The 13,019-nt window shown below is 49.7% G+C and carries 9 protein-coding genes; 1 reads left to right on the forward strand and 8 read right to left on the reverse strand.

Going from position 1 to position 13,019, the window contains the following annotated elements; translation table 11 throughout:
• Nucleotides 1–4 precede the first annotated feature (4 nt).
• From AC15IQ_RS14930 to AC15IQ_RS14955, 6 genes are all read right to left on the reverse strand, one after another.
• A complete protein-coding gene (locus AC15IQ_RS14930) occupies nt 5–2,503 on the reverse strand; it encodes an ABC transporter permease (RefSeq protein WP_483180227.1) in 2,499 nt (832 codons plus the stop codon).
• Nucleotides 2,504–2,776: 273 nt separating this feature from the next.
• Complete coding sequence (locus AC15IQ_RS14935) at nt 2,777–4,132, reverse strand: permease prefix domain 1-containing protein (protein WP_483180229.1); 1,356 nt, start codon at nt 4,130–4,132, stop codon at nt 2,777–2,779.
• Between the two features lie 12 nt (nt 4,133–4,144).
• Nucleotides 4,145–4,483 carry a PadR family transcriptional regulator gene (locus AC15IQ_RS14940; protein WP_483180231.1) on the reverse strand — a complete coding sequence of 113 codons (339 nt, stop codon included), beginning with the start codon at nt 4,481–4,483 and terminating at the stop codon, nt 4,145–4,147.
• A 302-nt stretch (nt 4,484–4,785) separates the two neighbouring features.
• A complete protein-coding gene (locus AC15IQ_RS14945) occupies nt 4,786–8,010 on the reverse strand; it encodes an S-layer homology domain-containing protein (RefSeq protein WP_483180232.1) in 3,225 nt (1,074 codons plus the stop codon).
• 36 nt (nt 8,011–8,046) lie between these two features.
• Nucleotides 8,047–8,304, reverse strand: a complete 258-nt coding sequence (locus AC15IQ_RS14950; RefSeq protein ID WP_483180234.1) for a DUF2442 domain-containing protein — start codon at nt 8,302–8,304, stop codon at nt 8,047–8,049.
• A gap of 175 nt (nt 8,305–8,479) precedes the next feature.
• Entirely contained in the window at nt 8,480–10,951 is a 2,472-nt protein-coding gene (locus AC15IQ_RS14955) for a LuxR C-terminal-related transcriptional regulator (RefSeq protein ID WP_483180236.1), read from the reverse strand.
• Between the two features lie 180 nt (nt 10,952–11,131).
• On the opposite strand from AC15IQ_RS14955, the gene AC15IQ_RS14960 reads away from it, so the two are divergent.
• A complete protein-coding gene (locus AC15IQ_RS14960; RefSeq protein ID WP_483180237.1) occupies nt 11,132–11,479 on the forward strand; it encodes a hypothetical protein in 348 nt (115 codons plus the stop codon).
• Here AC15IQ_RS14960 and AC15IQ_RS14965 read toward each other — a convergent pair.
• Complete coding sequence (locus AC15IQ_RS14965; RefSeq protein WP_483180239.1) at nt 11,430–12,224, reverse strand: hypothetical protein; 795 nt, start codon at nt 12,222–12,224, stop codon at nt 11,430–11,432. The genes AC15IQ_RS14960 and AC15IQ_RS14965 overlap by 50 nt on opposite strands.
• Nucleotides 12,225–12,725: 501 nt before the next feature.
• Nucleotides 12,726–12,971, reverse strand: a complete 246-nt coding sequence (locus tag AC15IQ_RS14970; RefSeq protein ID WP_483180241.1) for an acyl carrier protein — start codon at nt 12,969–12,971, stop codon at nt 12,726–12,728.
• Between the last annotated feature and the right edge of the window lie 48 nt (nt 12,972–13,019).

The raw sequence follows: 13,019 nt of genomic DNA on the forward strand, positions 1-13,019 counted from the left end.
CCCATTACTCGTATTTCAGTTCTTTGACAATCTCCAGCCGGGCAGTCTGCCTGGAGGGACCAAGAGAAGCAAGCACTGCGATAAAGGCACCGGCGATGATCGCTTCCATAAATAATCCCGGTGAATAAATGATTCCTATCGGCAGGTTTATTGAGAACATAATGTATTCAGCTTGCACCAAGTAAAGCAGTCCTCCCAGGCTGCTGGTCACTCCTGCGATCAAGCCGCTGGCCAGGGCTTCCACCAACAGGACTTTTACCATCTGCTGCTGGCTCATTCCGATTGAGCGGAAAACGGCCAGGGACCGTTTGCGGGTTAAGAGGCTGACCACAAAATTATTGAATACCCCAAATATCCCAATAAGCATAGTTACCAGCGAAAAACCCTGCAGGAGCACAAATAGCTGGTTATTAGCCTCAGCGTTGCTTTGCCGCAGCTCATCCTTGGTAATGCTAAATACATTATTACGGAGGTATTTTTCTTTTAAAGACTGGCTGACGATGGACGGATCTGTATTGGTATGGATCCACAGATATGTATAATAGCGGAACTGCCAATCACTTTTTACATATTTGGCGGGAATCAAGGCTACGTTTCCATTATTCATCAGGGTTCCGGCAAACCCTACTACACGGTAATCCCTTTCACCGGTTGCCGTTTTCAATTTAAGCGTATCTCCATGCTTCAAGTTAAGTTTCTCTTTTAAAAAGACAGTGGGGATTATGCAACGATCGGAAGAATACTGGTGCAGTGTTTGCTCCACATCCCCCTGCAGCCGGAAGTCAAAATAATCCGTCATGCGATTGCCGTCGATTCCATACACCGTGCCAATTTTTTCGTCCGAGCCCGCGATTTCCACCTGGTTGATCTCGTAAACCCCCAGTGACGATACTATCCCCGGAACTGATCTGATTTGGGATTCCAGACTGCGGTCGGCCTGGGAATGATAAAACCAGACATCGAATTTGAAATCCCGGTATATATCAGTAACAGCCCGCCCCACACTGAAACTAATGGTATTGATCAACAACAGACTGGCCAAGCCTATGGTCAAAAGGGTGATGTTATTGAGCATCTCCCGATTATTGCGGATATTCTTAATGGCCAGTATACCTTCATTCCCAAACATGTAAGGAACGATTTTCTCATAGATACGGACAAGAATCTCGGTGATCGGGGGAATCAGCCAGACAATGGCCAGGGTGCCGATAATGATTCCCACTACATTCAGGATACCGGCGGTCTTACCCGGCAGAAAAGGAGGTATTACGAGGATAAGAACAAGCATGATCAGAGCCGGGACGGTCCTATTACTCTGGCTGCCGCCCCGGTTGTTGTATGTGTTCAGAATAATATCCCGCAGTGATGTATTGGAGATGCTTTTTACCGGTAGCAGAGAACTGCAAACAGATAAAATAACCGCCCCCGCCAGAGATATCCCCAGATAAAGCGGATTATAGGAGAGCTCAACATCAGGGGGGGACGCGTTCCAGGAATTGTTGGACAGGGAGTAGGTCATGATATAGAGAATGCCTATTCCCAGAGCACATCCCAGCACTCCTCCGATTACCCCGTATATGGCGCTTTCAGCCAGCAGGATGCGGTTGGTTGTTCCGCGGGTGGCGCCTACACTCCTAAAAGTGCCCATTACCGGCATCCGCTCTAGAATAATAACCTTAAAAGCAGTATAGATTACGAAAATGCTAATCAAACATACCAGAATCAGCATCAGCATGAAGGGCATACGGATGACATCAGTAAATTCTCTTAATTCACTTTCGGTAATAGTCTTTTCGACTTTATAGCGATTGTACTGTTGGGATAAAGCCTCCAGGGTGGGGTCGATGAGCGCAGGGTTGCTGGTTTTTATGAATATTTGAGATACCCGGCCTTTTTCGCCCATCATCGTGGCCAGGGCTTCTCTGGGCACTACCGCGCTGAACCCTGTCGTTCCTGGAGTCAGCAGCCCTTCGGGGGCTGCAATTGCGGCTATGGTAAAACGACGCAGCTGGCCATTTATTGTAAGATCCAGGTTTTCACCGACCCGGAGTTGATATTTATCAGCGGTTACCCGGCTTATAATTATTTTGCTCCCTTTAAAGGGGTCCAGGCTGTATTGCTGCTGTATGTCTAAGGGATTCATCCTCTGCAGCTCTTCAAGCTTGTAACCCAGCAGATTCACCACTACCTGTTCATTGGCAGCAACTTTATACACTCCGGTCTCACTTACGATTCCTATGATATAATCAAGGTTTTCCCGATATATCTCAGCTCGGTCAGTCCGAAAATAGCGGGAAGGGCTATCTTTGCCGGCATAAACAGTGATTTCGGCATCACCGATCTGGCCGCGGATCTGTTTAAGGTATACCTGAGCAATATTCTGAGATATACCCAGTGATGAAAATAGCAATGCGGTGGAAAGACAAATAGAAAATAAGATCAATAAAGTGCGGAGTTTTTTTTCCCAGATATTCCTGGCTATAAACTTTATGATGATTGCCACATCAGACACATCCCGGCCATATTTTCGCTCTTTCTAAAAATTGATTAATAAGGGAGGTACTTCTCGTTTATTCTATTTTTTTAAAAAATTATCCTTTTTTCGAGATTTTTTGGCAAACAATGGGAACTTATTGACCGATGGGTAGGTTCATGGCTCTCATTCCCGCACATGAGGCAGCACCGAATGAGCATGGGAATGCAGTGAGAAGCGGGCAAGGAAGCAAGACTTACATGAACCTTTGGTTCACATTCTGCTTCCCCCTGCTTGCCATCCTTATACGAATCTGAATATCACCGGGAAGATGAAGGCTACAAAGGCGGTCCAGACCAGGTATACGTAAAAATATTCGGTCTGCCATTTCTCCAGCCGGGCGAAATTTAATCTCTTCCTAAAATACCCCACATACAACCAGGCCAGACCGGCCAGATTGCCCAGAAGCACCAGGTTTTCTCCCAGGGCTGCCGCCTTGTTGGGGGTAATGCCAAAGGCGGAGAGGCGGAATACTATCGCTGATAAGGCCACCGCGTCGATAACCAGGGCGGTCAATATCAGAGCCAGGTTGAGGTAGTCAAACAGGTTGACCGGCTGGTTGACATCGCGGGCGGAGATCACATATAAGACCAGCCCCAATATCATAGCCAGCATAAAATCGAAGGCGATCAAGAATTCCCGCTCCATAAAAGGACTCTGCCCAGTTCCGACCATTATTGCCAGGAAAATGACCATGGTTACCAGGAAAAGCGGGCTGAATATCTTGGCCAGGATGGGCGCAAAGTTTTCCACGATACTCCTCTTGGCGTCGGCCAGGTAGATGCTGATCATAGCCGCCGCACATCCTCCGTAAATAATGAGGTATTCTTCAAAGAACCACTCCGCATCGATGCCGATAGATTCGAAGATAGCTATAGTGAACAATCCTAAGACCATTACTCCCGCCATCACCAAGACCCCATATATAAAGGTCTCCCCGCTGAAGCGGATGAAATTCATACGCCCCTGCCGACCTTGCCAGTCACTGCCGATATAGGCTGCTCCGGTAACCAGCCATAGGAAAAGCGGCAGGTGCAGCCCGCTCAAGGCGGTGGTGTGATAAGGTTCGTAGGCAGGATATAAATTGATGACCACCGCAGCCACAATGAATACGGCGAAAATCCACGTCCAGGTCCTGGATTCTGCCCCCCGTTTGATAAGGAAAAAGGCCGCAATAAAGGGAAGGATAAACAGGCTCAGGTTCCTGACATAGAACACTTCCGACCCTGGGGCGAACAGCTTCCAGCCGAAAAGCCCGGGGAGTTTTATTAAAGTTCCTGCCAGGAAGGCAAACAAGACCACCATGATGATGTCGCGCCTATTCTGCCGTCCGGCTTCAGGGTTAACAGGATCGAGCATGAAATGCTTCCACAGGTTGGCGGTGTTTACTTTGGCGTACTCATTGGAGATGGCATCGGCATTGCCCAGCCTTTTAACACTGATCAAAAAGGCTTCATCAGAAGATAGCCCCAAGCTTATCAAATCATCGATCTCATCACGCAGGTGGCTCTCCAGCTCACTGAGGTCAGTTTCGGTAAAGTTGCCCCGGGCTCTCAAATGGTCGCGCCAGGAATTTATCTGTGTCTCCAAGTCAAACATCTTGACCCTCCTTTAAGAATCGCTGCGGTCGGTCCAGGTTTTGGTCAAAGCCGCCACCACAACTTCCCACTGCTTCTTCTGTACCTCCAACTCCTCCAGGCCTCGCGGCATGATGCGGTAGTACTTGCGCTGCCGCCCGGTCTCCGCCTTATGCCAATAGGATTCGATCAAACCCTGTTCTTCGAGGCGGTGCAGGACCGGGTATAACATCCCCTCCGTCCAAATCAATTCATTGTCAGACATCTCCTTGACCCGCTTGATGATGGCATAGCCATAGCTGTCGCTCTCTTTCAGAATGGCCAAAAGCAGAGGGGTCGCCGATGCGGCGATCAAATCTTTGGATACATTCATGGAATACCCCCTCATACCTAGCAGTTCTATGTATAAATAATACCTAGCAGTACTAGGTATGTCAACAAGAAATATATACAAATTTTATGTGCTTACACGGTCACCAAACACCATCCTGTTTCGCCTGCTCTCAGGAAGCATCATGGTAATCGAAGTGCATTCAGAAAGTCGCGCGTTCGATACGCGTCAGGTCCACCATTTTAGAATGAACCGCAGAGCCCAAAAATCTGCGGTTTTTTATGCCATTAAGCAAGCCGCGAGATATCATAGCATCCCGCGGCTTGCTTGCTTATTATATGCTTTTACTTACCCAGCAGGTTATACAGCACCTGCGCCATTTCCGCTCTGGTGGTCGTGCTCGTCGGAGACAGTTTTCCGGCGTTGCCGCCGACCGTGCCGGTCTCAACCAGCAGTGTCAAGGCTTCCTTCGCCCAGGAGTCAATCTGCCCAGCATCACTGAAATCTGACAGTTCATTACCCGAATCGCCCTGGGGTAGCCGCCCGATGACCTTGAGGGCGTTGTATAGCAGGGTGAACATCTCCTGACGGGTAATCTCTTTACCCGGCGCGTACATGTTGTTGCCTACCCCCGCGGATATGCCGAGTCGTTTGGCCGCCGATAGATACCCGGTGTAGTAGGTATTGCCCGCGTCAGAGAAGTTATCGGCCGGACTCGTATCCGGTGCGATGCCGTAGGCTTTCATCAGCATCACAAGGAAGTCGCCGCGCGTTAAATGTGCGTCAGGGCTGAAATTGCCGCTGCCCGTGCCGCCAGTGATATCTCTGGCTGCGATGAAGGAGACCGCCTCGTAATACCATACGCCGGATTTAACATCGTTGAAGCTCACCGGATTGTAGACCACCGCGTAGTCGCTGAAGTGGGTGACGTCAAACGTAACGGTGCCGGTCGCCGTGTCATAGTGTCCGTTGGGCACGCAGACGAGATTGCCGCTGCCATCAATGTACCATATGACGATGCTTTCAGGGTTCAATAGTTCTTCGGCTGTCGGCGTGTACGGTATTGATGCCGTAACCGGCGCATCGGGATCATTCCATGTGGTCTTTTTCTCGTCTGTGGTTACGGAAATCTCTATCAGCGGCCTGTCGCCGATTACCGCTATTGCCATTTCGGAAAGATCGGTCTTATCGCCCTGCGCGATGCTGATCTCCACATTTGAGCCTTCGCCCGCGATGTCAGAGAGCATATCTGCCGGAAGCATCAGACTGCCCGTATCCGTGTTGAAAATAAGAGTACCTTTCCCGTCGGGTGTAGAGAGGTAAGCGAAAGGTATGTCCAGAGTGTAACTGCTAACGCCTGGAATGGAGGGCATCGTGACGATCACGTTTCCTCCTGCGGAGATGGTATTGCCCTGCTGAGCGCCCATGTTGACGGCTGCGTTGCCTGTACCCGTATTAACGGTGACCGGCAGGGTGGTATCCGCTCCGTTGTCCGTTTTGACGTCCGCGGTGTAGGTCGGCTTGGATGGAGTGCTGCTTGAACCGCCGCCGGAGCTGCTGGAGGACCGTGTCTGTACTGTGACGGTGGGACCGTTCGTGGTCCACTCGCCGTCAGCGTTGCCGGCTTGCACCTGGAACGTATAGCTGGTGGCAGGAGAAAGACCGGTGACCGTGCGGCTGGATACATCCCCTGCGACCGTGGCAATTTCCGCCCCATCCTGATAGAGTTTATAACCGGTGACCGCAGTAATGTCCGCTGCCACCGTCCACGTCAGAGTTGCACCGGTGCGGGTCACGTCGGAAGCGGTCAGGCTGCTCCCGGAAGGCCATGTGGGGGCGATCGCCTGCACGGTGACTGAAACCGTTGCGGTCGTTGAGGCCGTATCGTTGAAAACCACGATAATATCGGTTGTCCCAACGCCGAGTCCGGTGACGGTAACCGCACCCGGCGTGGTAACCTGAGTCTGGCTGACGGAGGCTATGCAGCCGTTAGTCACTGTAATGTCGGCGCTGGTTGCCATACTGGCTCCCTGTCCGAAAGCTATGGTAAAGCTTGCTGTGCTGCCTATGTCAACAGTCAGGGTGCCCGGCAATACAGAGGGGATAAGCGGCTCGACGCCAGTTGTAAAGCTGTGGGTGCTGTCGGCGGTCATCGTATTGCCCGCCACATCCTCTAAACCTTCGATTTTGACGGTATATGCCGTGCTGTAGGAAAGACCTGAGTATGGAATAGTGTAAACGGTATTGCCGGCAGACCAGGCTCCGCCGGACAGAGCCGAACCATAGGTTGTCCCGCCGTCATCGGAAAGATACACTGCGCCAGCCCCTGTGGTATCCATGGCCTCGCTGAACGTAATCACAATATTGCCGCTTACAGGAGCGCTTGTGCCATTAGGCGTTACACCGGTGACGGCGGGAAGGGTGGTATCCGCCGTTGCCGGGAAGGTGATGGTTACTGTTCCCGAATCTGCTGCATTGGTTACGCTTGTTGCTCCTGTGTAGGTGAAGCTGTTTTGTGCTACACCAGTAAATGTATAGCCCGCCTTTGCCGACAGGGTTACTTTAGCTGCATATACTGTTGATTCTGCAAAGCTCCCTGTTACTGCCGTTATTCCATCGGATTCATACCATGCTACCGTTCCGGTATACTGAGCCTGGTTTATTGCCGCTGTGCTTGGCGTTGCTCCCATTACTGGAGCTTGTACCAGTGAATCCAGTGCCAGCGCGTTTACTGTCGTTGCCCATGAAATTTTCTTAATGGCATTGTTCCATTCGTCTGCAACGTAAATATTCCCGCTGCTGTCCACCGCTACAGCACGAGGACCACTGAAACCCGAACCAAGGGTGGTGATATTATTCCCGCTTGCGTCCATTCTCTTAATGGCATTGTTGCCACTGTCTGCAACGTAAATATACCCGCTGCTATCCACCGCTACACCCCAAGGTGAATTGAAGCCCGAACCAAGGGTAGTGATGTTATTACCGCTTGCGTCCATTCTCTTAATTACATTGTTATAAGTGTCTGCAACGTAAATATTCCCACTGTTGTCCACCGCTACGCCAAAAGGCATAAAGAAGCCCGAACCAAGTTCAGTGATATTATTACCGTTTGCGTCCATTCTCTTGATGACATTGTTGTAAACGTCTGCAACGTAAATATTCCCACTGCTATCCACCGCTATACTTTCAGGGTGATCAAAGCCCGAACCAAGGGTAGTGATATTATTCCCGCTTGCGTCCATTCTCTTAATGGCATTGTTTACAGGTTCTCCAACGTAAATATTCCTGCTGCTGTCCACCGCTATACCAAGAGGATAAGTGAAGCCCGAACCAAGAGTGGTAATATTATTCCCGCCTGCGTCCATTCTTTTAATGGCATAGTTATTAGAGTCTGCAACGTAAATATCCCCGCTGCTGTCCACCGCTACACCACAAGGGCCATTGAAGCTTGAACCAAGGGTAGTGACGATCCAGGCGTCTGCATAGGCGGGGGTCGCAGGCATTACCACAATTATTTGCATAATCAGGGCCGCAGCCAGCAAAAATGATACTAATTTTTTTCTCATCATAAGTACTCACCTTTCTCTGTTTTTTCCGGATATCAATTATCCGCGTATGGTGAACAGCATGTTGTCCACCGTCAGGCGCAGGGGCATGATGCTTTTTTCGTCCGGGACCGGCTCAGGCCAGCATATAGCCTTTTCCTCCAGCGTGATGTCTTTGAAGCGGCTTAAATCTTCCAGACTGCTGAAAGGTATGGTCTTTACTATATCGCGCATATTGAAGATGATCTTGTTACCGTGCTCGAATTCCACCAGCAGGGTATAATCATCATTGGGCGTGACCTTGAGTATTTTACTCATCGAGTGAAACCCTCCTTCCTATTTGGAGTACATTTCGGGTATTCGCCGCTCCTTGCCATCCATGGCACCGCGGCATACTTCCCATCCGTGGGAATAAAAAATCCCCCATATTAAGAAGTATGGAGGATGATTTTTGATTCCAGTATCTACCGAACGGTATATTTTGCACGGAAAATTATATAAGCTTCAGCTTTTGCGCCTTTTTCACCGCTGCCGTCCTGCCGCTGACCTCCAGTTTCAGGTAGATATTATGCAGATGGGTCTGCACGGTGCCGGCGGCAACATAAAGTTTTTCGGCAATCTCATTCCTCTTGAAGCCTTCCGCGGCCAGAGTGAGGATTTCAAGCTCTCTAGCCGACAGGGAAGCCGTGCTCCGGGCGGAGTGTTTCAGGCTCTCCATATACTGCCCGCAGGCGGAAAGTACCTCCTTTAGGTATGCGTCCCGTGAATCAGCATGGGCAAGGTGCCTGACCATGTCTATGACGGCGGGCGCATACTCGGAGAAGAGCAGGATGATGTGATCCTCCCGCGCCATGTTGAGGGCTTTCCGCAGAGCGGTGCAGCCTTGCTCCATGCCGTAAAGATGATATTGCGCCGCCGCCCTGAAAATCTGATTGTGCAGAAGGCCGAGTTGGTTGTGGCAAATCGCGAAATAGCGAGCAAATTCATCAGTGAGTATTTCGAGCTTGATGTAATTCTTGGTGAGCAAAAGCGCCTTGCCGTAGACGATATAGTTGAAACCCAGGCCCTGGTAATAAAAATACGCGGGGGACATATCTCCGGTTTGCAGCCACAGGGGGATGCTTTCAAGGCGGTTGAGGCAGCCGTAAACGTATCCTTCCACGATCTCAAGCCCGGTGTTGTAATAGATGTTGTTCGCTCGCGTCACATCCTGCCTGAGCTTCCGCAGAAACTCCAATGCTTCATCGACCTTCCCCTGATAGAGATACAGCCTGATCAAAGCATGATAAGCGCAGATCATAAGACCGACCTGTTCCTTGGTCTGCGCTTTGTAAATGGCTTTGAAGGCATTGAGCTCCGCCGCCTGCCAGTCACCGGTTTCCAGCGCGTATTCGGCCAGAGCCACATAGTCGCAGCCGGTGCCGCAGCCGTCGGCCAGCTCGGCAAAAATCGGAAAATCCGATGCCATCAGCTCCATGAGCTCTTTGAGGCTGCCCGGCTCCCTGTAACAGGTATAGAGAAAATGGGGAGAACCCAAGGTGAACTCGGCCTCCCGCTTTTGCAGGCAGGAAATATCCCCATTAAGCAGGCGCTGTGCCTCCTTCAGGCAAGCGGCCATTTTCTTGGCGTCGTTGAACACGGCAAAAATCCGGGTAAGATAAATTTCCGCGAGGACGCGGTCTCTGCCGTGGGGGATGGGGCCTTGGGCTTGCTCGCAAGCCTCCTGAAGTTCATTTAAGCACCTCACGCCATCCTGAAAAGAGCCGGGATCGCCGCTTGTCAAAATGATGGCGATATACTGCAAATAAGCCAGTGGATATTTAAGCAGCATCTCGCGGGGCAAGGCGGCGAACAAGTCTAAAACGCCGTCAAAAGTGGCAGCATCGCTGGTGACGGTATCCTCATTGTCCAGCAGCGCGAGGATGCGTTCCGTCTCACCCCCGCGGCAGAGATAGCCGTATGCGGTTCTATATTCCCTTCGCGCCAGGTGCCATTCGCCAAGCCGCCGATAGAGCATGGCATATTCTTCGGCATCCTTCTGCTTGCCCCGCAGGAAGTCCAGCAGCACGGCGTGGATTTTATAGACCCCCGTTGCCTCGTCGAAGGTAACAAATGCGTTTTCGCGACGCAACTTTTTAAGGGTCTCCTCTGATTCTTCTTCCTGCGTTACAAACCCAGCCTGCTCCGCCGTGAAGCCGTCCATCACAGAGAGACGCAGTAAAAACCTTTGGATGCCCTCGTCATATGCGTTATAGAGCACCTTCTCCACCAGCTCGTTGATAGCGCCGTTTCGGCCTATGGGGATACCCCTCTCCATACCGAGCATGATAAGATAAATCAATGAAATCCAGCCGCCCGTGTAATCGGTGATTTTTCCTATCCCGCTCTCGCCGGCCGTGAAGCCCATCAGGGCGCAATAGTCCCGAATTTCACTTTCGGTAAAGCGCAGCGTATTTTGCGGCACGACATTGCACAGCCCTTTTACGGAAAGCTCGGTGATATCCAGATTTGTCGTATCACGGGTCAAGATGACAATGTGAAAATCGTCTGGCATTTCCATTACAAAGCGCCTGAAAAGCGCGGTCACCCGCATGCTTCTTGTAAGGTGGAAGTCGTCGATGACAAGAACAGTATTGGGTTTGTAATCCATCTCATTGAGGATGGAAATAATCGCTGCTGTCTGTGGTGTATCGGAAGGAACACCGAGCTTTTGGAGGCTGATCGCCGCTGCCTCGTCAAATTTACCGATTTCGGCCGCAAGCCTTTCCCAAAACCACGACACCGTGTCATCTTCGGATAAAAAGGAAGTCCATATGACGGGAGTGCCTTTTAAAGCAAGGAATTCACGCACTGCCGTGGTTTTCCCATAACCGATGGGAGCCTCCACGATGGTAATTGGATAATCAAAGATACTCTCCAAAGCGCGGTTGACGCGCTCTCGTTTGAGGGCTTTGAGCTTTTTCATTGGTGTTCCTCCTCTCTGCGGGAGTTTGGGTTGGTAAATATACTCGTCCGAAATGTTAAAAACTTGATGTCGTCAGTATACAACAATTTTTTTATAATCTTCAAGAAACGAAGCAAGTATAAGAAAACAGAAGTAATCACCGATAAATTGATAGCTATTCGCAGAAATTGATGGTATTGTATGTCGTTGAAGGAGGCAACCATCCTGACCAATCCAACCTATCTCAGGAAGATTGTCAGCGGGAGGCGACGGGTAAAATCCTTCAAGGAGAAGGAAATCCTGTTCGATGTGAGCCGCAGAGTAAAAGCCTCCGCAAAGATGTACAGGCATCTTATACACCGGCTGAAGCAGGAAACGTCGGGTATGCTGAGGAAACAGGAGCAGCTGGCAGAAAAGGAACTTGCCCAGATGACGGCGCGAATCGACGAGCTGGAGGTTATCATCGGCAGGCTCTATGAGGACAGCGCCCTCGGCAGAATTACGGCAGTGATATTTTTTGGTGGGTTCCTTGATAACGGCTGTAGGTGAGCTTAAAGACTAGGTAGCAACCTATGGTTACAAGCAGTATATCTATAGTGATTCTTAACAAAACATCGATCAAAAACCCGGTAAACAAAAGCGGCATAAAAATAAGAAACACAGCCCAGTTGATTCCAAAAATACAAAATCCAAATACTGCCACATTGCGTTTTAAAGACGTAGTTTGGGCAGCTTGCCCCAAAAGAATATAAACCATTCCTATACCGGCACCCATAAGCAGAGTCCATAGGAATGTATATAATGGGCTGGTTTGCAGTCCTGACTGAATTGCTCCCGTGAAATATGCCAAATACCTGCCCATGACAAAAATCGCTGAGAATACACCTATAGCCAACAGTTTTTGCTTAATAGTAAACCGCACTGACTTATTATGTTGGCCTTTCTTTAATACAAACCAGCCCAATAAAGCTCCCATTACTAGAACAGGTACCGCATCACTGAGGCCAACTACAAACTCATTTATCAATGCATGTCCGAATAAGGGAACCCCCTCCAGCATCGCAAACAGCCACAGCAACGCAATTGCCAACCCATATCTCAACCCTTTATTAAGCCCGCTTCCGGGAATACTGTTCTGGAAGCGACAAAGCACTCCAGCTGCACAGGAAAACGCCAAAAGCGCCCAAAGAATAGCGGTAAGCTCTGTTCCCAACCACATCCCCAATACAGTGTATTGCGCTGTCCCAGGCGTAGTGCTGTATGCGCTTGTTACTATGTGAAGAATAATATCCAACAGAACACAAGCCAATATTATGGCCATAAATTTGATGGGCGGATTAATTTTCATAGGTCATGTCTCCTCCCTATAGGATGCGCTGGCATAGATCAAGGCACCAATCAGCGCTAATCAAAGCATCGGCTTCCCCTGTTGACAGGTGTTGACCCACCTGCGAACAGTCGCCTAGGTATCGGTACCACAACTTTACCCAGCTGGAGGTGTGTAAATATAAGATCAAGCTAAAGGATATTATTGGTTATTATTATACTCTAAGGCAGGTAAAAAATCCCTTTTTACTTATATCATCGCCTGCTTCCCTAAAGGCTAAAGGGCTCTTACCGGCCTGGCCTTAATATATCCATATGACCAATTGCCGGGGCTTTTTGGTCTGTTTGTTATCAAGGGCGGAGATAGGCTTTTCACTCAGGAAATCAATCCCGATCAAAGCTTTATTTTACCGAGCCTAGCCGCTTTGATCATACAGGCAAAAGAAAACCGTCCCCCGCTTCCCTACCATCACCGTTCCGAGCGAGTCCTTTCCACATGTTCCACTACATCATTTACGGTTGTGAAGGTGTGCACATCTTCATCATGAATGGTGATTTTGAATTTCTTCTCACATTCTATTACCAATTTGGCCACGTCAATGGCCATGATCCCGTTACCAGTTGTTAATGCTGTGTCTAGCCCGATGTCTTCAGGGTCCCTGTCAATAATTTCTGACAAAATTTCTGCTACCTTTTTAAAGATCAATTCCGTCACACCAAATCGCCTCCTTATAAAAACCAGGCTGAAATTGTCGGTACCACG

Source organism: Syntrophomonas sp. DTU019, from assembly GCA_913757435.1.
In the GTDB taxonomy this organism is placed as follows: Bacteria; Bacillota; Syntrophomonadia; order Syntrophomonadales; family Syntrophomonadaceae; genus DTU019.